Consider the following 23,577-nt stretch of genomic DNA (forward strand, 5'->3'; position numbering starts at 1 on the left):
GTGCTGGTGGGCGCCGGCGGGCTGGGGCTGAACGCCATCCACATGCTGCGCGCGCTGGGGCACCGGCGCATCGTCTCGGTCGATGTCTCGGCCGGGAAGCTGGACGCCGCGAGGGCGGCCGGGGCGAGTGCCGACTCTCAACACTTGCCGATCCAGCTAGGCCAAGCCGATGCAGCACTCGGCAGTCCCCGATGCCGTCAGCAGCTGAAGGTAGTTCAGCGTCTGCACCGCCATCAGCATCTAAAGCGTAGTCATACAATGCTTCGAATCCGGCCACTTGGCATCTGTCCACCCGATGTGAGGCGGACCTACGCATGATTCGGGCTGTGTGTCTTCGTGTGCAAGGCAGGAGTACGCTCGCATCTCCTGCCGCTCTGGCGCCAGCTGCCGCCTACGCGCCGGGTCAGCAGAAGGTTTAACCGGTCAGTGATTTTGCACTCGCGCTGGCACCCCCATTCTTGCCCATGCTATCAGCAGTGAAGCGGACCTAAGTAGAATGGGGAAGTTGATGCTGCGTGTGCTGATGGGCTGCCCAAAAGGAGGTTCCGGGAAAACAACCCTATGCCGCAACCTCGCTGTGACCGCTGCACATGACGGTCTACGTACGCTTACCGCAGATCTCGACCCGCAGGCGACCCTGACTATCTGGTCGCGTCGCCGCCCAAAGAACGTACCAGCGGTCCCGCACTTTAAGGTGGCTTGGGCCGACGCGGACGCATTGCTCGATGATGCGGAGTTCGACAGTTCAGACATTCTGTTCATAGACACTCCCCCTTCTATCGAGACCCAGCCTGCAGCGTTCGGGGCATTGCTTGAGGCGGCTGACCTGATCGTCGTTCCAGCCCGGGCAACTTTCGACGACGCCGAATCCGTGGCTCCTTTCCTCAAGCACTTAAAAGACGAAGGGCGTCCTGCAGTAGCGGTCCTGAATTTTGTGAAGCCAAGAGTGAACATCAACGCCGTCAAGACCTTCCTCCTTCAATCTGGCGAACTTTGCCCTGTCGAGATTGCCGACCGAACTGATTACGCGCGTGCCGGTGCGAAGGGACTTGGATTGGCCGATGTTCCTGGGCATGCAGGTGCTGAGGAAATGAGGGCCGTTTGGGCATTCGTGAGGAGCCGGTTGAAGCTGCCTCGGGCCAAGAAGAAGGGAGGCATTCATGTCCCGGCGACTTAAGCTCGATGCAGCTCCAGATCCTGTGTTGCTGGAGGGTGATGCGCGGGTGCTCGCTCTGCAGGCAGCGAAGTCTGAGCCGCGGCGCCCTGAAGATTATGTTTCTGAGATCGCCCGGCTTTGGGAGCGTGCGCAAGGAGCATTCCTTGAGATTGGACGCCTCCTAATCCGCGCCAAGGAAATGCTGCCACACGGCGAGTACACATCTGCCGTCGAGGAGAACCTCCCGTTCTCTGGTCGCACCGCTTATCAGCTGCGTGAGGCCGCTAGGTGGGCGCTCGAGATGGACCGCGCTAAGACGATCCCGGTGGAGAAGCTGCCCGGGAGCTACAGCACCATCTATCTCCTATCTACGCTCGATCCTCCGACATTGAAGAAGGCTGAGGCTGACGGGCTCATTCGGCCCGAGTTGAAACGCGCTGAGTTGATCGCGTGGCGTCGTGACCGCGGTGCCCCTTCCGTCTCAGCGTCTCGAAAGGCTCTCCTCGCACGTAAGCATAAGCTTCAGCGGGAGCGGGAGCGTCTCGATGATGAACTTCGCCGTATCGAGGCTCAATTGACAGAAGGCGAGAGTTCGGCGGAACCAGGATACTGAACTGGTGCTGCAGCTTTGCGGACAGATCCAGGTATTTGTACGTTCCGTGCGCGCAAGAGAGTTGACGAGGCCCGTTGTCGCCAAAGGCATAGCGTGGCCAACGTCGATCGAGCTGGTATCCGGGATTGATGTGTGGCTGTCCCAGGTTGGGTAGGCCCGAATAGAATCGTCTAATACGCGGCGGCATCGGGTGCTGACACTAACTCAGCCGTTCCCCGAAAGTACGCAGGTGAGCTGCAATATTCCTTGCCCCTTTGTCAGGGGAATGCTGAGTTCAACCGGCTGACACAGCCGGAACTACTTTCCTCAATTTACGCTGTCGTTGCGCCCTCTCGTCCCCAGCCCAAGACGTAGCCTGAGACGGAATTCAAGGGCTGACGGACGGCCTGACACTACGCGACATGTCATCGGCAAGGATCATAGCCCCACAGGTTCTACGGGCACCTCGACCGGGGTCAGTATTACGCCTGGATCAAGGCCCACGAAGAAGCCGGTGTCGGGGCTGCACTGCACCACTTCGATTGGCGGCTAGCGATGCCATCGTCGTACCGGGCGTCAGCAACACTGCTTCAGGCGGCACAACGGCATGAAGCCGGCGCGGCCGAGAACGGGCCTCCGCCACGTTATAGGACCAAATCACGGGATGCTGCGCTGTCTTCTCGAGGATCTTAGGCGGTCCGTGACGCTCGGCGTGGTCACGGCTGGCCAGCAGCACAGGAAGATCGTAGGCGAGGCGATGGCCGACATGTCCCGTTGTTGTAAGCACCGGACCGTCACGTACGTTCGCCTCTCCTACACCTAAGTTCACCGCAGGTACGATGGCATGAAGCTGGAGTTGTACGGCTGAATGGCGCGCGCGGAAGCGAGGCAGCACTTGCGGCATCACAAACTAAATCAGCACCTCCGATGCGCTGAAGCATACCCCCCCCCCCCGCCACGCACGCCGCCTTGCCTCAGCCAACGGCGCGACAGGCAAGAATCTTCCCGCACCCTCCTGAACAGCTAATAACGGGCTGCAAGACTGGTCTGCAGGATCTCCGCGCCTCTGTGAGCCAGGACTAGCCGTCAGATTCCGTGGCGCTGCAGGAGCAGTCCGCCCTGCAGCATCAGCAGGTAGATCTCTTTGTGGTTCAGGGGCCCCGCTCCAGAGGCCAGGCGAGCGCGGCTCAGCAGGGCGGTGATCCTGCGGCAGCAATAAGGTGGACCGGACGTCGGTGAGTGGCAATGGCCGGCAGCAGCTTGCGGTCACCCCTGCACCGGTAGCGGCCCGAGGCTTCGACGCACCTCGCACCTGCTCAACCAGGTTGGAGCGGGCCCCGCCCAGAGTGTCGGCCATGACCTTCACCGGGAGTTGCCCAGTAGCGGCGACGGCAATCGCCCCACCGCCCGTTTGCACAGAGGCGGCGCTCAACGCCTCCCGGAGGATCTCCGCCTCCATGGTCTTACTCCCCAGCAGGCACTCCAAGTCACGGATGCGGCCCTCTAGCTCGCGTAGGCGCCTCGTAGCTACTACCTTGTTGTCGGCCCGGGTCGCGGTCTTGCCGCACTCTCTTATGCGCCGCCTCCACCCGAACAACAGGCTGGGGGAGACGCCGTGGAGCCGGGCAACGGCCGAGACCGTCATGCCGGGCTGAGCCGTCTCCTCAACCAGCCGGACCTTCTCGGCGGCACTGTAGCGCCTGCGGCGCTCGCGGCCGGTGATGATTTCGACGCGCTCAACGGGATTGGACATAGGCGTATGCCTAGGCTTCAGCCTAGGCCCTCAGGTTACGCCACCTGTCCGGTCGAAATGGGGGGCGCTCCACAATCCACCTGACCTGATCTGACCGGATACTCAGATGCTCGCGGCCGGCTCTGGCTACATGTACGCGCGGAGGCGGGACCGCGTGTCTTCTGCGACGGTAGGTTCCCGGCCGGAATGCGATGCCGGTCGGACCGGTACGCGCCAGGTCCCTCGGGCGGGCACGTCAGCCCCTATGGCGCTTTTGACCTCAATAAGGACCAGCGGCCAGCCCTGAAGGTGCTCGCGGCGGCGTAAGCGCGGCAACTCTTTACGAAGGCATCGTTTACTGGGAGACTGATAAATTGCCTCTTGGTTCGGCGGGGAGTTGCGGCAATGCCGACAGAGCCAACCAACCGGCGACCGGTTAAGAGTAGTGCCGCTGAAGTTTCTAAGCCTGACGATCGGCACGACCGGACCGAGGACTTTCCCACATCCGTCGAGGTGACCCGGCTGCTCAACGCAGCCGAAATAGGCCGGCGCGGGGTGCGCAACCATCTCCTCATGCCCTACCGCCAAGGCGTGAGGGTCAGCAAGGCCGTGTGCCTGCGGTGGGAGAAGCTGGACCTTGAGCGCGCCCGGCTCTCCGTGCGCCACCTCAAAGGAGGGGCATCGGTCCAGCAGCTGGTCACCAGTGACGGGCTGCTCGCCATCAAGCGCTATCTTGCCACCCGCAAGGATGTCCTGCCCTCGCCATTCGTCTCCCAACGCGGCCAGCTCATGAGGTGTCAGGCGGCAGCCGACTTTGTTTCAGCCGCAGCAGAGCGCGCCGGCCTGGCCAGGGGGCACCCGCACAGGATGCGGCATTCCTGCGGTCTCGCACTCGCCGACAAGGGACACGGTCTGCGCCTCATTCAGGACTACGTCAGCCACCGCGACCTCAAGCACACTGTCCATAACACCCGTACCGCAGGTCGCCGCTTCGACGGGTTGTGGCGATGAGCAGTCTCAAAGACGAGGTCACCGGGCGTCTTGGTGTCCTGCCGAACTTTTTCTGTTCCGCATCGGCCGCGCCCGGGCTCATCGAGGAACTCTGGGCCTTCGCCAAGTCTGCCTACCTCGACAGCCCGCTACCCTCTCTCCTTAATGAGCGATTGTTCGTCCACCTCTCGCGCTTCTGCGAGGTGCGCTACTGCATTGTGCGGCATGTTGGCTTTCTCGTCGGAGAGGGGCGGCCGGCGGGCGACGCTGCGGCGCCGCACACAATCCAGCAAGCCCTTGCGCTGCTTCGTCGGCCGGTGCCGGACGCCGCTGCCCTTGATCGGGCACTCCTCCGTTTGGAGTCTCGGACTGAGATGGTCGAGCTGCCTCTGCCCGAGACGCAGGGCGAGGCCGATCTGTTCGACGCGCTCACCGTGATCTTCCTGGCGCCTCTGCGCTCGGCGCGGGCGCGGAACGCCGTCCGGACGAGCATGGGCGAGGGGCGCTTCGAGTTCCTCACCGCCTTTCTCGCCTTTGTGCGCACTGCCCATTACTGGACCGAGACGCATCCCGAGCTGGCCAATGAGCCAGACATGCTCGCCTGCATGGAGCAATATCCCGAGCTGGCGGCCGTCCTGCTCGACGCGAGCGAGGCGGCGGAAGCGTCAGATTCCATGCAGCTTCGTAAGGCGCTCCAGGAACTCGATCGGGCACATGGAGCGCTGAAGGAGGGCGAGCAGCACCAGGCCTTCCTGCTGAAGCTCAGCGACGCGCTGCGGCCGCTCGCCGATCCGCTCGCCGTCCAGAGGGAGGCATGCCGGGTACTGGGAGAGCACCTGAACCTGGACTGGGCGCAGTACACGGAGATGGATTGGGACCGGGGCGTTATGACGAATGCCCGGGATTACTACCGGGGCGACCTGCCGAGCCATGTCGGTGAGTACGACCTCCAGCAATTCCCCGTTCATGCTGCGGCATGGCGCGCCGGCCGGTCGGTCGTCGTGGACGACGTAGCGACCGATCCGGCGCTGGGCGGGGCCAAACGGGCCGGCATGCTGGCGGCATCGGTCCGGGGCGCCCTCTCGACCCCGCTGATGAAGGATAGGACGACGGTTGCCGTAATGTCGGCGCTGAGCGGGACGCCACGCCGGTGGACTTCGACGGACATCGCGCTGCTGGAGGAGACGGCGGACCGCACCTGGGCGGCGGTGGAGCGGGCACGCATCGAGGTGGCGCTGCGTGAGAGCGAGGAGCTGCGCCGCATCGCGCTCGAGGGCGGGCGGATGGGGACGTGGCGGTGGGACGTCAACAGTCGCCTGATCTGGGGTGATGCCCAGTTCCTCGCACTCTGGGGCGTGACAGCGACAGACGGGCCGCACCCGTTGTCGCTCTTTACGGAACGAATGTCCGGGGAAGGCGCTGCTGAGATAGGGGAGATCGTCACCCGGGCCATCGAGGCGGGCGAGGAGTTCGATGGGCAGCTGGAGGTCGCTTCCGGCCCAGCCGCCGGCCGCTGGGTGCGGTGGCGCGGCCGCGTGGAGCGGGACAGGCCCTGGATCCTCAACGGGGTCACCTTCGACGTCACCGAGCAGAGGCTGGCCGAGGCAGCGCTGCGGGAGAGCGAGGCGAGGCTCGCGGCGGACCTCGCCGGCCTGCGGCGGCTCTACGCACTCAACGTCCGGCTCGCGACCGAGCCCGACCTGCGCGCGCGGCTGGACGGGATCATCGAGGCAGCGAACGACTTTCTCGGCACGGACCGGGGCTGCATCCAGCTCGTGAGCGAGGACGGCGAGCGCCTGGAGATGTTCGCCTATCGGGGCTACGGGCCGGACTCGCCCTTCATCCGGCATTTCCTGCACGAGGGATCGAAGCCCGCCTGCGACGCGGCGCGGCAGTACGGTCGGCGGCTGGTTATCGAGGACGTGGGGACCTTCCCGGCCCTTCAGGGCACCCCTGACCGCGAGGTCGCGCTCGGGGAGGGCATCCGCGCCACGCAGTCCACGCCGATGATCACCCGCAACGGCGTGATGGTCGGCGTGCTGAGCAACCAGTTCCGCTCACCCCACCGGCCGACTGAGGACGGCCTCCGGCTAGTCGATCTCCTCGCCGCGAGCGTGGCGGAGATCGTCGAGCGGCACCGCGCGGAGCGGAGGCTGCGGGAAAGCGAGAAGCGCTTCCGGCAGTTCGCCGAGGCCTCGCCCGAAATCGTCTGGATCCGGAACGCTGTTACGCTGCAGTGGGAGTACTTCTCCCCCGCTTTCGAGACGATCTACGGGGAGGAGCGCGAGCGGGTGCTCCGTGGCGACAACCTGCGTAACTGGGCCGACCTCATCGTACCGGACGACCGCGAGGCGGCGCTGGGGAGCATCGCCCGGGTGCGGGAAGGGGAGGAGGTCACCTTCGAGTACCGGGTTCGGCGTCCTTCGGATGGAGCGGTGCGGTGGCTCCGCAATACGGATTTCCCGCTCCGCGACGGGGCAGGGCACGTGGGGCGCATCGGCGGCTTCGGGCAGGATGTGACGGAGCAAAAGGCGACGGGGGCTGCGCTGGAGGCGGAGAAGGAGCGGTTCCGCACCCTCGCCGAGGGCATACCCCAACTCGTCTGGCGCTCGGGTGACGAGGGCCAGTGGACGTGGTCGAGCGGGCAGTGGCAGGACTTCACCGAACAGACGTGCGGGGAGAGCCAGGGGCACGGCTGGCTTGACGTGGTCCACCCCGACGACCGCGCGGCAACGATCGCGGCCTGGGAGGCCGCGCGGGCGCATGGAATGCTTGACGTGGAATACCGGGTCCGGCGGGCGCGGGACGGTGCCTGGCTGTGGCACCACACCCGCTCCGTTCCGGTGCGCGACGGGGAGGGGCGCATTGTCGAGTGGCTCGGCACCTCGACCGACGTGCAAGGGCTGAAGGAGATGCAGGAGCGCCAGGCCGTGATGGTGGCCGAGTTGCAGCACCGCACCCGCAACCTCATTGGGGTGGTCCGCTCGGTCGCGGGTCAGACGATGGCGTCTTCCGAGAGCCTGGAGGCGTTCCGAACCCAGTTCAACGACCGCCTGGCCGCGCTCGCGCGTGTGCAGGGCCTGCTGTCGCGGGCGGAGGAGGAGCCGATCACCATCGGGGCGCTGATCCGGATGGAGCTCGACACGCTGGGGCTGGGGGACGGCGGGGCAGGGCAGGTCATCCTCAACGGGCCCTCGGTGCGGATCCGCAACTCGGTCGTGCAGACCCTCTCGCTCGCGCTGCACGAGCTCGCGACCAACGCGCGGAAATACGGCGCACTCGCGGACGGGGCCGGGAGCCTAGCGATCCGTTGGGCAACCCCGGAGGAGGACGGGCTACGCCGCCTCGCCCTGGAATGGGTGGAGGAGGGCGGCCCGACCGGCGACGACGCCTTTCCCACCCGGCGCGGTTATGGGCGCGAGCTCATTGAGCGAGCCTTGCCCTATACCCTGAACGCCAGGACCAGCTACGAACTCGGCGAGCGGGGCGTGCGCTGCACGATCGACATGCCGCTGGAACGGCCGGCAACCCGGACGCGCACGGCGTGACCGCCTCCCTCGCCGGACGCCGGATCCTCGTGGTCGAGGACGACTTCTTCATTGCCGATGAAGTCACGCGCGACCTCCGGGCGGGCGGGGCGGAGGTGATCGGCCCGGCTGGCACGGTGGACGACGCGCTCGATCTCCTCGACCGCGTGGAGAGCCTCGAGGGGGCGGTGCTGGATCTGAACCTCGGGGGCGAGATGGCTTTTCCCGTTGCCGATGCGCTGCTGGCGCGCGGCGTGCCTCTGGTCTTCGCGACGGGCTACGATGCCGCCGCCATCCCGGCGCAATATGCCGGCGTGCCCTGCTGCGAGAAGCCGGTGGACGCGGCCAGGATCGCGCGGGCGCTTTTCCCCCTGAGCGCCTGAGAGGGCGTCCTACCGTGCGAGTTCAGATACAGGAGCGCCTTTGTAGCCGAATGCCGCGTGGCCAAGTTGCACAGCCCTGCGGTCACTGGGCCGAGTAGAAGCCGCACTCCGGCCAGGAACTCAGGCACGATAAAGTTGCATTATCGTGCCTCTGTTGGATGGACCAGCTGATTGCCATCAGAGTGCCTGTCTTGGCACTATGGACGGCGTCGGATCGGCGGGCGCGGGGGTGCCGGCGGCGCGGCTGGGAGAGGGCAGGGGGCTTGGGAGGGATGATCGCGACGGGCGCGCAGACCCCAGCGAAGGCTGGGGTTTCCCGTGATGACCTGGGGAGAGCCGGGCGGTGACGCCGCCCGATGGCGCCGGGGGAGATCGCTCCCCCCGGCCGTGCGGCGCCTGGTGCAGGAGGCCCTCCCGCCCGAGGCGCTGGCCGTGCTCTCAGGCCCGGTCGGCGAGGCGGTGGCGCAGGCCGCCGGCTATGCCGGCCGGGCGCTCTCGGACAACACCCGCCGCGCTTACGAGAGCGACTGGCGCGCCTTCTGCGCCTGGTGCGAGGCGGGCGGCATCGCTCCCCTCCCGGCATCCCCGGTGGTTGTCGCCGGCCACCTCGCCAGCCTCGCCAGGACGCTGGGCCGCAGCGGGCTGCGCCGGCGTCTCGCCGCCATCGCCCACCAGCACCGGCAGGCCGGCCACCCCTGGGAGACGCGGCACCCGGCCATCACGGCCACCATGCGCGGCATCCTTGCCACCCACGGCAAGCCCGCCCGCCCCGCCGCCGCCCTCACCTCGGCCGAGGTCAAGCGCCTGCTGGCCGCCTGCGGGACCGACACCGCCGGCTACCGCGACCGGGCGCTGTTACTGCTGGGCTTTGCCGGCGCGCTGCGGCGCTCGGAGATCGTCGGCATCGACCGCGAGCACCTGCGCTTCACGAGCGAGGGCATGACGGTGTTCATTCCGCGCTCCAAGCGGGACCAGGAGGGGGAGGGCGCCACGATCGGCATTCCCCGCGGGCTGAACCCGCTCTCCTGCCCGGCGCGGGCCATGGAGGAGTGGCTTCGGCGGACCCGGATCGAGTGGGGCCCGGTGTTCCGCCGTCTCAGCCCGAGCGGCGCGCTGGAGGACCGGCTGAGCCCGCAGGGGGTGTGGAAGATCCTGCGCAAGAGAGCCGAACTCGCGCGACTCACGGTGGATGAGACGGAGCGCCTCTCGCCGCATGGCTTGCGAGCCGGGTTCATCACCGAGGCCTACCTCAAGGGCGCGCTGGACGAGCAGGTGATGCACCACGCCCGGCAGAAGAGCCTGGCCACCACCCAAGGCTATCGCCGCCGGGCCAAGATCACCCGGGACAGCCCGGCCCGGCTGCTCGACTTGTGAGCGGGACAGGGGAGGAGAGAGCGCCCTACTCAGTGGACCGCGCCTGGGCACCCGGAGGCCGCCGATCAGGCGGGTGTGCAGCATTACGGTCTAGGCCGGTTGGAGCGGTGAGGATGGCTGGGGCAGGGGAAGGGGCGCACCGTGCGGAATGCGCGAGTATGGCGTGCCTAGTTCCGTCCGAAAGGGCGATTAGCGGACGGAGTGAGGGGGTGGTGGGGGAGACGTGCCTATCGGGGAGGGCTGTCACGCAGAACCCTTGGCTACTCAAGGATTTAGCGGCTCCTCGCCTCATCTCGCCACCCTTGCAGCATGTATTGTGACTTCAATGGACAGAACGCCTGATTGTTATCGGAGTGCCTGTCCTGACACTGTGGATCAGGTCGGGATAGAGGGCGCAGGGGCACCGGTCGCACAGCTGGAAGAGGGTAGGGGACCTGGAGGTAGTGAGCGCGAAGGGGAAGCGGAACCCAGCAAAGGCTAAGGTTCTCGGGTGTCAACGTGTGAGGGCGGGACGATGACGCCGCCGGACTGGGCTGGTAACAAGCTGCTCTCCCCGGCGGTGAGGCGCCGAGTGCAGGCTGCGTTGCCGCCCGAGGCGCTGGCCGTGCTCTCGGGACTGGTCGGCGAGGCGGTGGCCAGGGCTGCGGGCTATGCTGGGCGTTGCTTGCGAGGCGACCAGAACCGCGGCAGATATTCAGATCAGGCCCTCATATACTCGGATTTTCCTGCAACAATCTCATGGAGAGCCGCGTGACCGACAAGGATCTGCTGGCCGGCGATCTTCGGACGGCCATTAGGGCAGCTCTTTCGGGCATGCTCCGCGGCCTTGATGATGAGGCGGCAACCCTGGCCCAAAACCGGATCACCGAGCAACTCGGCCAAGCTCTGACCCATGCACCGATGCGAGGATCTGCTGTGCAGGGCATGGCTGTCCGCGCGGAAATTGCGGCGATGTACGATGAGGTCTTGCGGGAGATGTCAGAAGCGTCTGGCCGCCCCTCCCGCGGCTTCAAAGGCAAGACCTGAGCTTCGACCCCCACTCTGCAGGGTACCAACGGTATGTCCGCCAGTTCCATTCCCGATCATGACGCAACCCGGCGTGAGGCTGCCTTGGCCGACTACGCCGTCATGGACACACCGGCAGAGCCAGCTTTCGATCAGCTGGTCCATGAAGCCGCCCAGGCCTGCCGTACGCCGATCGCCGTCATGAGTCTGATCGGGAGAAGGCGGCAATGGTTCAAGGCCCGAGTGGGCGTTGAACTGACCGAAACGCCCATCGAGCATGCCGTCTGTGTCCTGACGATCACCGACGACAGGCCATTGGTGATCTCGGACCTGACAGAAGACCCGCGCACGGCAGCGAACCCCTTGGTCACTGGGGAGCCACATGTCCGGTTCTATGCCGGGGCGCCGATCCGGCTCGCTGATGGCCTACAGATCGGTTCTCTCTGCGTGGTGGACACGGTCCCTCGCCCTCAGGGGCTGACTTCCTGGCAGGAACTCCAAATGCTGAGCCTTGCTTCCCGAGCCGAAGCGCTGCTCGACGAGCGAAAGAGGCGGGCAGATCCTAATCAGGCCCTACGCTCATCGGCACTTCCAAAGTCCAGGGGACGGGCACATGGTGATGAGGAAGAGCTGTTCGATCTCCGCGACTTTGCGGGAACACACGGTCTTACTGCCGCCGAGACGTTCCTCCGCCTGACGATTGAGGCGCTTGCTAAACAGGGAAGGTAAATCCCTCCAGGGCCGCTTAGTTGATCCGCCGCGCGCTAATGTGAGGTGGGCCTGAATGAGAGATTTTGCAGCACCACGCCGGTCAGGGCCGAAGACGGTCGTCGTGCGGGAGGGAGCGAGCCCGACTGCGCCACCTTCCTCCCGCACTGATCCTGCGCTGGTCACGGCGCTGGCACGGGCGTTCCGGTACCAGCACATGCTCGGTCGAGGAACGCTACTCCTCAATCGCTGAGATAGCGGAAGCTGAGTGCCTGGACTGCGGATCTTTGAGAAGCCTGCTCCAATTCACGTTGTTAGCCCCGACGACTGTGCAGGCGGTGCTCGACGGGGATAGGCCAGCCCCTAGCCTTCCAAGGCTCATGGTGTCCTGGCCCGTGATCTGGGATGAGCAGCCTTCCGCCCTCTCCTGGCCGTTGAAGCAACTCGTCTCCGGCCCGCCCTCCGAATTGAATTCCTGTTTTGTTCCATTGGTGGCTAAGCTAGACCTATGAGCCACCTTCGTGACACCAACGCTCCTCCCCCTGATCTTGACGTGCTGGCGGCACGATCGGCTGAGCAACGATACCGGATCCTGGTGGAGCGTGGAGTATCCAAGGTGCAGGCCTGGCAGGAGGCGGTGTCCGTCTTCGCAGGTCACCACCCAAGCTGGCCCATGCCACTTGCGGAGCGTGAGGCAGCCCGGACGGTTGGGGCGCTGATCCTCAACCGGCAGGCGGCCGCGAGCGATCGTCCGAAGTCATCGGCCAACAAAATCCCGCTGGATCTTCTGGTCGATCTGACGACGCCCGAGACGGCTGAGAGCATGCGCGCGACAGCGAGGGTTGCCGAGATGGGATTGGGAGCCGTCTCGATCTTCCGAGGGGCCTGGAAGCTGGCGGGCAACGTGCGGCCTGTGACCTCGCGAGGGCTCCTCGCCCGCCCGTCCGCGGCCAGTGCGGCCCCCGGTGATGAGGCCGTCTTGACGCGCGTCGTATAAGCCACGCCGCGAACTGTTCTGGCGGGGTGACCCTATCTCCATCTTCGCATCGCCGTCCCTGCCCAAATTCGCGGCGAGAGCCGCGATCGACGCCATGGGGCAACTCCCTCGCGCTCGGTTCCTAAGCCAGCTTACGCCAGCAACGAGGAGGGGCAGGCTATCCCATAGCTTTCGCCAGGTCAGGTCCGCCGTGGCCGGCCTCTCAGGATGCGCGCCACTCCGCGACGAGCCGTGGTGACAGGGCCAGCCCCGCCCCCACGCCTCCTGCGCGCGCCGACCATTCGTTGCTTCTGCGGGGCGGTCAGCCTCGCTCCGTCCGGCGACCGCAAGAGCGTCAGGGTGCGGTCGTGGAACAGGTCCAGTCCTGGCCGATGTCCGATCGAGACGAGCGCAGATCCGGAAAGCTCGTCCTGGAAGAGGCCCATCATGGCGTCTTGGTTCGCTTCGTCGAGGGCAGCGGTGGCTTCGTCCATGAAGACCCAGCGAGGGCGATGGAGAAGCAGGCGGGCAAAGGCAAGCCTCTGCTGCTCACCCAACGAAAGCATCCGATCCCAGCGCTCATCCTCGTCCAGCCGACCCGTTAGGTGAGCCAGGCCGCAGCGCTCCAGGGCGGCTATCACGGCGGCGTCGGGGAACTTCTTGGGGGCAGCAGGGTAGGCGATGGCGCCCCGAAGAGTGCCAAGCGGCAGATAAGGGCGCTGCGGCATGAACATCATGTGGTTCCGAGGCGGAACCCTAATCTCCCCGGAACCCCAGGGCCATACGCCGGAGATGGCACGGAAAAGCGTCGACTTGCCTGTACCGCTCTCCCCGATGATCAGGACCTTCTCGCCTGCATTGATCTCGGCATTTGCCTCGCCCACCAGGATGTTGCCATCGGCTTGGGCGATCTGGAGATCATGGAAGGCCAGAACCTCACGGCCGTCCTGCAGGGGACCTTCGGTGACGTTGATCCGGACTTCCCCTGCATCCAGGATATCAGCCGCATCCAGGCTGTCTTCGAGGGCGACCACGCGTTCAAGGTGGGAACGCCAGTCGGCAATGCGCGGGAAATTGTCCACGAACCAGTTCAGGGCTCGCGTCACCTCGGCGAAGGCGGAGCCGATCTGCATGAGAACGCCGAGCGTAATCGCTCCGGCGAAGTAGCGGGGGCTGGCAACGAGGATCGGGAACACGCCGGCCACCATGCCATAGGCGGAAGTCAGCCACATGAGCCGTCGTTCGCTGCGCATGAGATCCTTCATGACGGCGACGACATGCGAGAAGGAGCGCCGCAGCCCACGGTCCTCGTCGCCCTCTCCCCGGATCAGGGCGACGCCCTCACTGTTCTCGCGTATGCGGATCAGGGCGAAGCGGTGGTCGGACTCCGCCTGGTTCCGGCGAATGTTGATGTCCACCATCGGCCGCCCCAGGAAGTAGGTCAGCGTAGAGCCGATCACGGCATAGATCAGCGCGGCAAACACCATATAGCCGGGGATCTGAAACTCGTTGCTGCCGAAGGCAACGAGCAGCGGGCCCGACAGGGTCCAGAGGATCCCGACGAAGGAGATCAGCATCACCGCGGACTGGAACAGTCCCACCGCCATGTCGACCGCCATAGCCGTCGCCCAGCGCGTGTTCTCGCTAATCCGCTGGTCAGGGTTGTCGGCGCTGCCCGGCAGAAAGTTCATCTGGTAGTGCCGGCTGCCTGCCAGCCACCGCGCCTGCAGGCGGAAAACCAGCCACTCCCGCCAGCGAAGCTGCAGCATCTGCCGAACGTAGAGCTGAAAAACCGCAACGACCATGCTCGCGCCAGTCAGAAGCAGGAAGGTCCCCATCTGGCCGAAGAAGGCAGACCGGTCGCGCGCCTCCAGGGCGTTGAAGAAGTCACGGTTCCAGAGGTTGAACCGCACCTGAATGCCGATTTGAACCAGCGTCAGCCCGATCACTCCTGCCGTGAGCAGCCAGGCCGAACGGCGCTCCTCTCCCGTGTAGTAGCCGCGAGCCAGCCGCCAGAAGCGTAGGATGAAGCTTTCCTGGACCGCATCTTCATCATCCCCTAGCTGGCTCTGGCTCTTATCGCGTTCCCTCATCGATCAGCGGCTCCGTTGAGGTAGTTGAGGAGAACCGTTGGTCTCGCCTTCGGCACCAGGAACAGCTTGCATGTCGCCAGGCTCACCCAAGCGGTCTGCCAGCACGGCACGGCCGACCTCGCCCTGGTATCCGAAACCGTCGGCTTGCAGACGTGTGCCAGTTCTAAACAGCCGACGGGCTATGTCCGAGGTCGCGGTACCGCGTGGCAACAGAACCACGGTCCCGTCTTCAAGAACTGCGCCGACGACCTCGCCCTGCGGCGCGTAATACGGCGAGCGAACAGCGCCCGTTACCGAAAGGCGCACTGCCCCCTGCATCACTACTGGGCCGGGACGTCTCCAGTAGAAGCGGTCCAGGACTACCGGCGTGGTATCGTTGTTGGGTGCGAACGCAAGCATGGTGATGACCGGTGCGCTACGAGCTCGAACACCCCAAACAGTCAGGGGGCGCCCCGGCACCGCAACTCGCCGGAGTTCGTCGGCCACATCGGGGGGAAAGGAAACCTGTGGGCCCTCCCGGAGAAGCAGAGCGTCCACCTCGCCGCGGGGGTTCACCAGAAAGCGCTCTACCATCCCCGTGAAAGAGGGCAGCTGGGTTGCATCGAACCACAACTGGTCGCCTCTATTGTTGGTTGGCCTGGATTGCGCAGAGCACGGAGGAGCAAAAAGAACGATTGAACTGAGCAGCACGCAGGTAACAAACGGACTGGAAAGTGGGCGAGCCGCTGAAGGGCTGGCGCATCTTAGCGACAGGATCACGGCACGGCGCACCCCCTTCGTTGCAACATAGAACGCAGCGGGAGGGCTCTAGCTGCATCTTAGGCTGGCCGGGAATGTGTCTCAAAAGCACAGGCCTGCACCTCGAACCTCAACTCTCCCCTTCTTCACCGGCCAGTTACGTGCGTCTCCATGCCTGATCCTGAAGTTCCGCTCCCGGCCTCCGAAGCCTTCTCGGCGAGGACGAGTACGTGATCGCTGACGAGATGGAGGGGTGGTTGTGCCGGACTGTGGCTGAGGTATTGGCCCGGCTCCGAGAGCGGAGCAGGCGCTGGACCTCACCGAGGGAGCGTTGGACACGCTGGAGGAACTGGGTGTGCCGTACCTTCTTGCAACGGGCAATGTGCGCCGGCGAGGATGAAGTCGGCCATGGTTTCAGTACCACGCCCGCCACGAGTTCTCGGGCCCTGATATGGACCGGCGGGCGACGGCGGTGGTGGACGAGGTTTTGAGTTCAGCTCTTGGCCCGCTGCACCCAACGGAAGCCCTCGTGCTTGGTGATCGCGGCGATCTGCACCGCCCCGCCGACGGATTTCGGCAGAAAGACCGCGAAGCGCACGAAGCCGATGGTGGTCTCGACGAGGAAGCGCGCGAGATCGATCGCGTCCTGGATCGGCATGGCCGGGGCCGAGAGCGTGGCGTAGAGGTCCCCGACCAGATCGGCCTGTAACGTCGCCGCCCGATCCTCGGGGATGCCGTGCCGTGCAAGCGCCGCCCCGATCTCGAAGCCGGTCCCGAGGATGAGCCGGTTGAGCGCCTCGTACTGCCCGTCCCACAGCACGCCGAACCCGTCCTCGCCCATGATGCAGCGGGGCGCCGGGCAGGTGCGGTCGACGATGTTGACCTCCCATACCTCGGCAAGCGGACGCCCGGCCGAGTAGCCGCAGACCCGCAGCTGCAGGGCGGTGCCCTCACCGCAGGCCAGGACCTTCTCCTCGAAGATGAAGGCCCGCAGCCGTCGCGCGACCTCCTCCAGGGTGTAGGCGGCGGGATCCAGCCGCCAGTCCGCATGCTCCGGGTCGAGCCCGGAGAAGCGCCGCCGCAGGTCCTTCAGCAGGGTCTCCACGGACTCGTTGGCGATGCCGCCCGCGCCGGTGGACATCGCGCCGATCGGCAGGCCCTCATAGAGGTTCGTGATCTTGTTCGCGTGGGCATAGACCTGCCCGCTGGCCATGGTGCCGGCGCTGTCGGCGGCCATGACCACGCCGTCGTTGATCTTCACGGAGACGATGATCGTCATGGTAGGGCTCCTCTTGGAGGGGGCTGGGTTAGAGCAGGCCAGGCACCCAGCCCGTCGTGCTCAGCGTCTCCCAGGCCAGGAGAGCCGCGCCGACGACGACGGCCAGCGCGGTCAGGAGCCCGACGAGGAGGAGGAGACCATCCCTCTCGAGATAGGCGAAGGCGATCAGGGCGACGACCAGGGCCGGTGCGATATTGCTGAGTGGCAGCGGAACGAAGAAGCCGAGGCTCACCGGAAGCACGGCCGCGCCGACCGCACGCTTCGTGGCCTCGAAGGGCGTAGTCCAGCGGGGATGGACGACCTTCTCCAGGAGGCGGAGGACCGGGACGACGCCGCGGACGAGGCGGGCGAGCGGCCGGGTCGCGATGGGGCGCGCCGCCACTGCACCCGGAAAGACCGGGCCGGGATGGGCCCGCAGCATCTGATAGGCCGGGATGGGCAGCAGGAGGCCAACTGCGACCGAGACGCCGGGCAGGGCGCCGAGGAGTGCCAGAAGCAGGAGGATCACTCCGAATGACCGGTCCCCCAGGCCGCGGAGTAGCCAGTCGAGCGTTACGTGCTCGGGCGGTGCATGCAGGGCGAGGTCCGCCAGGATGACGGAGGTCGGCTGGCGCGCCTGTGGGCCGGTCTGCAGGATGGGGTGCCTCCGATCGCATACCGTCGGCTGAATGGACGGTGCACTAACGCCGGGAAGGGGCCGCCGACGTCATCGGTGCCTCCACAGCCATCGGCCCTCAGTTCTGCCCGGAACGGCGCTGTCCGCTCTGGGGAAGGTCAGTGTCGGCATCCGACCCGCTGGCCTGCACGCGGAGCGGAAGGGCAGAGGTGGTCAGAGATGGACGGCCGACTTCGGAGCCTGCTCCGCAGCCAAGCAGCCCTTAGCATCAGCCCGTCTGGTCACATCAAGTGCTGCTGGCCAGAATGAGCATCAGCGGAGCGAATGCAACACGGTCCCCTGGACGACGTAGTACCCCGCGATCGCGGCGATCAGCCGATTGGCCCGGCGGCGAATCTGCAGGTCCGTCATCGTCTCCAGGAGACGCTTCGCCGCGCTCGTTCCGACCATTGAGCAGGGCAACGCAAGCAGGGCCGTCACGGGATCCAGGGCTGCTGCGTTGCTGATGAGCGCGCCTGCTTTCGCGAGAACCGTGTTGGGGAGGTCCGCGGCTGACTGCCATGTCTCCGCTCGGCGCGCAGCGAATCCGGGTCTAACACTCCCCACCGCCCGCGAGCGCTCTGCGGAGCATCGCGGTATGACAAGTGCCGACCCGGATCCAAGACGTTTCAGGCCAGAGTTGTAAGATCCTGGAACCAGTGCTGGGCCTGAACGTAGCTCCTCACATTCCTGCCCAGCACGTGCGGGTTGGTGTCGTGAGCCACGAAGACCAGCAGCGCTTGGTCCACCACCCGCTCGTGCACCCGGGCCATCAGCCGGTCCTGCTCCGCGGGGTCGAAGGACTGGGTTGCCCCATCGATCAGCCTGTCCGTCTCCGGGTCCTTGTAGTGGGACCAGTTCACGCCCGTGGGCGCAACCTGGTTAGAGTGGAAGAAGCGCACCAGGGCGTAGAGCGGGTCCGAGGTGACGTAAGCCACGTTATTCGCGGAGATGCCGCGCATGGATTCGTGCGCCGCCCCATTGCGCCAGGCGGTGTAGAGCACCTCCAGCTCCACCGGCTGGAACTCCACCTCAATCCCGACTTCCTTCCAGGCCTGCTGGATGTACTCGTTCATCGGCATGGAGAGCATCTGGCCGGAGCCGCCGGTGGCGATGATGAACTTCGCCTTCACCGGGTTGCGCGGGCCGAAGCCGGCGGCCTGGACCAGCCGGCGTGCCTCGTCCGGCGCGTAGCGCACCTTGAAGGAGGGATTGCCGAACCAGGGTGAGGCCGGGTCCACCACGCCCGCCGCCGGCTTGGCGAGGCCGCCGAGGAGCTGGACAATCTCGTCCCGGTTGATGGCGAGGTTCGCCGCCTGCCGCAGCCGCAGGTCGCGCCAGGGCGAGCCCTCCAGCAAGGAGAGATGGTAGTTCCAGACATGGGGGGTGACGTTCTCCACCACCCGGTTCCCGGCGGCCTTGAGCTGGTCCACCATGTCCAGCGCCGGCGTCTCGATCAGATCCACCTGGCCGGAAAGCAGCGCGTTGCTGCGCGTGACCGCGTCCGGCGCGCAGACCAGCACGAGCCGGTCCACCTTCGCCATGCGCTTGGGGTCCCAGTAGGCCGGGTTCTTCACCAGCTCTGCCCGCTCCCGCGGGACCAGCCGCGCCAGGCGGAAGGGGCCGGTGCCGGAGGGCTCGGCGGCGAAGCGGTCCCAGGAGCGGCCGAGCTTCTCGTACTGCGCGGGGGAGGAGACGAGGAACCAGAGGAGCTGGTAGGGGAAGAGGCTGTCCACCGCCTTGGTGGTCAGCTCCACCGTCATCGCGTCCAGCTTCTTCCAGCCGGCGAGCGAGGGCAGGCGCGGGCGGACCTGGGCGGCCTGCCGGTTGTCGAAATGCGGCGCCTGGGGGTTCATCACCTTCTCGAAGTTCCAGATCACCGCGTCGGCGTCGAGGGCCGAGCCGTCGTGGAACTTCACCCCCTCGCGCAGCTTCAGTGTCCAGCGCTTGCGGTCAGCGGGATCGGCCTCCCAGGAGGTGGCGAGGCCGGGCACCAGCTTCCCGGGCCGGTCCGCCACGTCCATCTCCCAGGCCACCAGCGGGTCGTAGATCGTGTAACCCGTGAACTGGTAGGCGCCCGCGCCGCGGTCCGGCTGGCCGGCCGTGAGCGGGATGTCGGCCATGGAGATGCCGTAGCGCAGCACGCGCTCCGCCTGGGCCATCGCCGGTGGGATGATCAGGCCGGAAGGCAGCGTGGCAAGGCCGGTGGCACCCAGCAGGGCGCGGCGCGACAAGGTCATGGAGGGCTCCGGTGAGAGGTCTGGAACCCTCAAGCAACGGTCGTGCCGGAACTTACCCCCGCACGTCCATCGCCGTCCGCAGCCCGTCGCTGACCATGTTGAAGCACATGCTGGTCACGAAGATGCAGACGCCCGGCAACATGGCGATCAGCGGCTGTGTGTAGATGGCCGTCCGCAGCGTGTTCAGCATCAGCCCCCATTCCGGCTCCGGCGGCTTGGTGCCGAGGCCGAGGAAGGAGAGGCCCGAGGCCAGGATCATCGAGACGCTGATGAGGCTGGTGGAATAGACGAAGATCGGCCCGAGCACGTTGGGCAGGATGTGCACACGCACGATCGTCAACGGCCCGGCGCCGCTGGCGCGCGCGGATTCCACGTAGTCCAGGTTGCGGACCGAGGTGGTGGTGCTCTCCGCCACGCGGATGATCTGCGGGATGAAGACGAGGGTGAGCGAGAGCATCGCGTTGGAGATGCCCGGCCCCAGCGCGCCGGAGATGGCCACGGCCAGCAGCACGGAGGGGAAGGCGTAGAACACGTCCGTGGTCCGCATGATCAGCATGTTCACCCAGCCGCCCGCGAAGCCCGCGACCACTCCCAGCGTGCCGCCGATCGCGAAGGCAATCAGCACCGGCGCGATGCCGAGGAACCAGGAGAGGCGGCCGCCGTAGAGAAGCCGCGTCAGCATGTCCCGCCCCAGCTCGTCCGTACCCAGCGGGTAGCGGCCGTCCTGGAACCAAATCGGGCGCAGGCGGCGGATCATGCTGGTCTGATAGGGATCGTGCGGCGCCAGCAGGGGCGCGAAGAGGATGGCGAGCGCCATCAGCAGCAGGACCGCCCCGAAGAACAGCGTGACCGGATCGCGCGAGAGGCGGCGCGCCACACCGGCCCAGTAGCCCCGGCTGCGGGCGGGCGCTGGCTGCGGCACGGCGATGGCGGCGGGCGTGATGGCGGTGCTCATGCGCGGCGGATCCGGGGGTCGAGCGCGGTCTGGACTAGATCAACCGCGAGATTCAGCACCACGAAGAAGATGGCGAGGACGAGGATGGTGCCCTGGAGCACCGGCAGATCCCGCTGGAAGATGGCGCTGTTCAGCAGGAAGCCCGTGCCCGGCCAGGAGAAAACCGTCTCCACCAGGATGGAGCCGCCCATGAGATAGCCCAGCTGCAGCCCCATCACCGCCAGCACGGAGGATGCGGCGTTCTTCAGCACGTGCAGCGCGATCCCGCCCCGCCGCAAGCCCTTGCCGCGCAGGGTGGTCACGAAGTCCTGCGCCAGAAGCTCCATCACCACGCCGCGCACGGTGCGGGTGACGATGCCCATGGGGATGACGGAGAGCGTAACGGCGGGCAGCACGAGAAACTGCATATTCGCCCAGTTCCACTCCCAGGCACCGGAACCTCCGGGCCCGGCGCCCATGGCGGGCAGCCAGTTCAGGGTGACGCTGAAGAACACCACCAGCACCATGCCCAACCAGTAGTGCGGGATCGAGACGCCTGCGGCCGCCAGGCCTACGGCCAGCTTGTCCAGCACGCTGCCCCGGAACACCGCCGCGATCGTGCCGAGAATGGAGCCCATGGCGAAGCCGATGAAGGCGGCGACGAGGGCCAGCATCAGCGTGTTGCCCACCGCCGAGCGGAGATCCGCCGTGACAGGCCGCCCGGTGGCGAGGGACCGGCCGAGGTCGCCCTGCACCACGCGCCCGAGCCAGAGGGCGAACTGCACGGGCAGCGGCTTGTCCAGCCCGTAGTCGCGCCGGACCTGCTCCACCACCTCCGCCGGGGCGTCGGCGGGCACGATGGCGTTGATCGGGTCGCCCGGCGCGATCTGGACGAGCATGAAGCACACCAGCCCGACCGCGAGCGCGATGGGGATGGCGTAGAGGATGCGGCGGATCAGGTAGAAGAACATGGGTTCAGGCCGCCTGGGACATGGCGTCCGGCACCAGCACGCAGCGCGCGGCGTGGCCAGGGACGGGGCTGCGGGAATCCGGCACCTTCGGCAGGCACTCCTCCCGCATATGCGGGCAGCGCGGGGCGAAGGCGCATCCCTGGGGCACGCGCTCCAGGTTGGGCGGGGCGCCAGGGATGGTGGTCAGCCGCTCGCCGCGCATCCCCGCATGGACGGTGGCGCCCAGCAGGCCCTGGGCATAGGGGTGCAGCGGGTTTCGCATCAGGCCGCGCACCGGGCCTTCCTCGATGAACTTGCCGGCGTACATCACGGCCACGCGGTCCGCGATCTCGCCCGCCACGCCCAGGTCGTGGGTCACGAAGATCACGCCCATGCCCATTTCCTGTTGCAGGCGGCGCAGCAAGAGGAGGATCTGGATCTGCACCGTGGCGTCCAGCGCCGTGGTCGGCTCGTCCGCCAGCAGCAGCTTCGGGCGGCAGGAGAGGGCAATGGCGATCATGGCGCGCTGGCGCAGCCCGCCGGAGAGCTCGTGCGGATAGGCGGCCAGGCGGCGCTTGGCGCTGGGGATCTGCACGAGCTCCAGCAGCTCCAGCGCGCGCGCCTCGGCGGCGGCGCGGGAGACGTCCTCGTGCCGCATCACCGTCTCCGCGATCTGGCGGCCGATGGTGAAAACCGGGTCCAGGGCCGTCATCGGCTCCTGAAAAATCATGGAGACGGTGCTGCCGCGGATATCTGCCATCTTCCGCTCGGAGGCGGCGATGATGTCGTGCCCACCCACCCGCACCGTGCCGGAGAGCTTCGTCCGCCGCGGCGGATTCAGCGCCATCAGTGCGCGGAGGGTGACGGACTTGCCCGACCCGCTCTCCCCGAGGATGCACAGGGATTCCCGCTCCGCAAGATCGAAGGAGACGCCGTTGACGGCGTGCACCGTGGCATCGCGGGAGACGAAGCGCACATGCAGGTCGCGCACATGGACCAGGGGTTCGTTCATGCGGCCACCTTCGGGGCGCGGCTATGCCCGCTCTCCGGTACCACCATCAGGCAGGCCGCCTGCTGGCCGGCTGGGGCGGCGTGCAGGGGCGGCACGGTGGCGGAGCAGAGCGGCTCCGCGAAGCCGCAGCGCGTATGGAAGCGGCAGCCGGCGGGCGGGTTGATGGGGTTGGGCGGATCGCCCGTCAGCGGCGGCTCCGTGCGGCGCAGGTCAGGGTCCATGGAGGGACGGCTGGCCAGCAGGGCGGCAGTGTAGGGATGGGCGGCGGCGGCGTAGATGGCCTCCACCGGCCCCACCTCCGCCACCTTGCCCAGGTACATCACCAGCACGCGGTCCGACATGTACTGCACCACGTTCAGGTCGTGGCTGATGAAGATGTAGGTGAGACCGAACTCCGCCTTAAGGTCCTGCAGCAGGTTCAGCACCTGCGCCTCCACTGACTTGTCCAGGGCGGAGACCGGCTCGTCCAAGATCACCAGCCGCGGGCGAAGCGCCAGGGCGCGGGCGATGTTCACGCGCTGCCGCTGCCCGCCCGAGAGCTCGTGCGGGTAGCGCCGCGCGAAGCCATCGGGGTTCAGCCCCACGGCGGCTAGCAGGTCCCGTGCGCGGGCGCGAGCGTCGTGGCGCGCCAGCCCGTGCACCTCCGGGGAGAAGGCGATGGACTCCTCAATCGTCAGGCGCGGGTTGAGCGAGGCGTAGCTGTCCTGGAACACCATCTGCACTTGGCGGCGGTACTCCTTGAGCGGCAGCTCGCGCCCGCCCACCGCCCTACCATCGAAGACCACCTCGCCGGCCGTCGGCTGCATCAGCGCCATGACGAGGCGGGAGGTGGTGGACTTGCCGCAGCCGGATTCCCCGACGATCCCGAGCGTCTCGCCCTTGCGAACCTCGAAGTCGAGGGAGTCCACCGCCTGCACCACCCCGGCCCCGCGGCCGAAAAAGCCGGATTTCAGCGGGAAGTGCTTCGTCAGCCCGCGTACCGTCAGGAGCGGCTGCGCGGGGCCGCCGATATCCGGCAGGGGCTCCAGCGTGGCGGCAGCTTCCGTCATGCCGCGCCCGGCGCGGCGCCGGCCACCACCGCCACGGCTATCCCGCCATCCGACAGGCAACATCGGCTCGTCGTCATTTCCGGTCTTCCGCCTCGTGGCCCGCCCATGGCTCGGGCGGCCCTTGGCACAGGCGCAGCAAGCTCCGTGCCATGACCATTCCGTAATCATTGGCATCGAACTTGCG

The 23,577-nt window shown here is 66.7% G+C and carries 19 protein-coding genes and 1 pseudogene; 10 read left to right on the plus strand and 10 right to left on the minus strand.

The window, feature by feature from the left end:
• From NRP21_RS25505 to NRP21_RS25515, 3 genes and pseudogenes are all read left to right on the plus strand, one after another.
• Positions 1–318 (plus strand): annotated as a pseudogene (locus tag NRP21_RS25505) (hypothetical protein); the annotation flags it as partial.
• Positions 319–508: 190 nt separating this feature from the next.
• Complete coding sequence (locus tag NRP21_RS25510; RefSeq protein WP_257719060.1) at positions 509–1,177, plus strand: ParA family protein; 669 nt, start codon at positions 509–511, stop codon at positions 1,175–1,177.
• A complete protein-coding gene (locus tag NRP21_RS25515) occupies positions 1,161–1,769 on the plus strand; it encodes a DUF3102 domain-containing protein (RefSeq protein ID WP_257719061.1) in 609 nt (202 codons plus the stop codon). The genes NRP21_RS25510 and NRP21_RS25515 overlap by 17 nt, the downstream gene beginning before the upstream one ends.
• Before the next feature lie 889 nt (positions 1,770–2,658).
• Here NRP21_RS25515 and NRP21_RS28120 read toward each other — a convergent pair.
• Positions 2,659–3,501, minus strand: coding sequence for a transposase (locus NRP21_RS28120; RefSeq protein WP_408639664.1), 843 nt, complete (start codon positions 3,499–3,501; stop codon positions 2,659–2,661).
• A gap of 384 nt (positions 3,502–3,885) precedes the next feature.
• Between NRP21_RS28120 and NRP21_RS25520 the strand changes: the two genes are divergently transcribed.
• The 7 genes from NRP21_RS25520 to NRP21_RS25550 all read left to right on the plus strand — a co-directional run bounded on the left by NRP21_RS25520 (position 3,886) and on the right by NRP21_RS25550 (position 12,464).
• Positions 3,886–4,491: a tyrosine-type recombinase/integrase gene (locus NRP21_RS25520; protein ID WP_257719062.1), complete on the plus strand. Its 606-nt coding sequence runs from the start codon at positions 3,886–3,888 to the stop codon at positions 4,489–4,491.
• 353 nt (positions 4,492–4,844) lie between these two features.
• Positions 4,845–8,018 carry a PAS domain-containing protein gene (locus NRP21_RS25525; protein ID WP_257719063.1) on the plus strand — a complete coding sequence of 1,058 codons (3,174 nt, stop codon included), beginning with the start codon at positions 4,845–4,847 and terminating at the stop codon, positions 8,016–8,018.
• Positions 8,015–8,380 (plus strand): response regulator, encoded by a 366-nt coding sequence (locus tag NRP21_RS25530; RefSeq protein WP_257719064.1) that lies wholly within the window; start codon positions 8,015–8,017, stop codon positions 8,378–8,380. Before NRP21_RS25525 ends, NRP21_RS25530 begins: the two co-directional genes overlap by 4 nt.
• Before the next feature lie 399 nt (positions 8,381–8,779).
• Entirely contained in the window at positions 8,780–9,754 is a 975-nt protein-coding gene (locus tag NRP21_RS25535; RefSeq protein WP_257719065.1) for a tyrosine-type recombinase/integrase, read from the plus strand.
• 750 nt (positions 9,755–10,504) lie between these two features.
• Positions 10,505–10,780, plus strand: a complete 276-nt coding sequence (locus tag NRP21_RS25540; RefSeq protein ID WP_257719066.1) for a hypothetical protein — start codon at positions 10,505–10,507, stop codon at positions 10,778–10,780.
• Between the two features lie 84 nt (positions 10,781–10,864).
• Complete coding sequence (locus tag NRP21_RS25545) at positions 10,865–11,488, plus strand: GAF domain-containing protein (protein ID WP_257719067.1); 624 nt, start codon at positions 10,865–10,867, stop codon at positions 11,486–11,488.
• Positions 11,489–11,975: 487 nt separating this feature from the next.
• Positions 11,976–12,464 carry a hypothetical protein gene (locus NRP21_RS25550; RefSeq protein WP_257719068.1) on the plus strand — a complete coding sequence of 163 codons (489 nt, stop codon included), beginning with the start codon at positions 11,976–11,978 and terminating at the stop codon, positions 12,462–12,464.
• A gap of 179 nt (positions 12,465–12,643) precedes the next feature.
• On the opposite strand, the gene NRP21_RS25555 is transcribed toward NRP21_RS25550, so the two are convergent.
• From NRP21_RS25555 to NRP21_RS25595, 9 genes are all read right to left on the minus strand, one after another.
• Positions 12,644–14,536: an ABC transporter ATP-binding protein/permease gene (locus tag NRP21_RS25555; RefSeq protein ID WP_257719069.1), complete on the minus strand. Its 1,893-nt coding sequence runs from the start codon at positions 14,534–14,536 to the stop codon at positions 12,644–12,646.
• Positions 14,537–15,767: 1,231 nt separating this feature from the next.
• Entirely contained in the window at positions 15,768–16,553 is a 786-nt protein-coding gene (locus NRP21_RS25560) for an Ntn hydrolase family protein (protein ID WP_257719070.1), read from the minus strand.
• Between the two features lie 28 nt (positions 16,554–16,581).
• Positions 16,582–17,190 carry an exopolysaccharide biosynthesis protein gene (locus tag NRP21_RS25565; RefSeq protein ID WP_408639666.1) on the minus strand — a complete coding sequence of 203 codons (609 nt, stop codon included), beginning with the start codon at positions 17,188–17,190 and terminating at the stop codon, positions 16,582–16,584.
• A gap of 291 nt (positions 17,191–17,481) precedes the next feature.
• On the minus strand, positions 17,482–17,649 hold the full coding sequence (locus NRP21_RS25570) for a hypothetical protein (RefSeq protein WP_257719071.1): 168 nt from the start codon (positions 17,647–17,649) through the stop codon (positions 17,482–17,484).
• Between the two features lie 188 nt (positions 17,650–17,837).
• Positions 17,838–19,448: an ABC transporter substrate-binding protein gene (locus NRP21_RS25575; RefSeq protein WP_257719072.1), complete on the minus strand. Its 1,611-nt coding sequence runs from the start codon at positions 19,446–19,448 to the stop codon at positions 17,838–17,840.
• A 52-nt stretch (positions 19,449–19,500) separates the two neighbouring features.
• Complete coding sequence (locus NRP21_RS25580) at positions 19,501–20,403, minus strand: ABC transporter permease (RefSeq protein ID WP_257719073.1); 903 nt, start codon at positions 20,401–20,403, stop codon at positions 19,501–19,503.
• Complete coding sequence (locus NRP21_RS25585; RefSeq protein WP_257719074.1) at positions 20,400–21,353, minus strand: ABC transporter permease; 954 nt, start codon at positions 21,351–21,353, stop codon at positions 20,400–20,402. Before NRP21_RS25585 ends, NRP21_RS25580 begins: the two co-directional genes overlap by 4 nt.
• Positions 21,354–21,357: 4 nt before the next feature.
• A complete protein-coding gene (locus NRP21_RS25590) occupies positions 21,358–22,344 on the minus strand; it encodes an ABC transporter ATP-binding protein (protein ID WP_257719075.1) in 987 nt (328 codons plus the stop codon).
• Positions 22,341–23,456, minus strand: a complete 1,116-nt coding sequence (locus NRP21_RS25595) for an ABC transporter ATP-binding protein (protein WP_257719076.1) — start codon at positions 23,454–23,456, stop codon at positions 22,341–22,343. The genes NRP21_RS25590 and NRP21_RS25595 overlap by 4 nt, the downstream gene beginning before the upstream one ends.
• Between the last annotated feature and the right edge of the window lie 121 nt (positions 23,457–23,577).

Source organism: Roseomonas populi (assembly GCF_024594815.1).
GTDB classification, from domain to species: domain Bacteria; phylum Pseudomonadota; class Alphaproteobacteria; order Acetobacterales; family Acetobacteraceae; genus Roseomonas; species Roseomonas populi.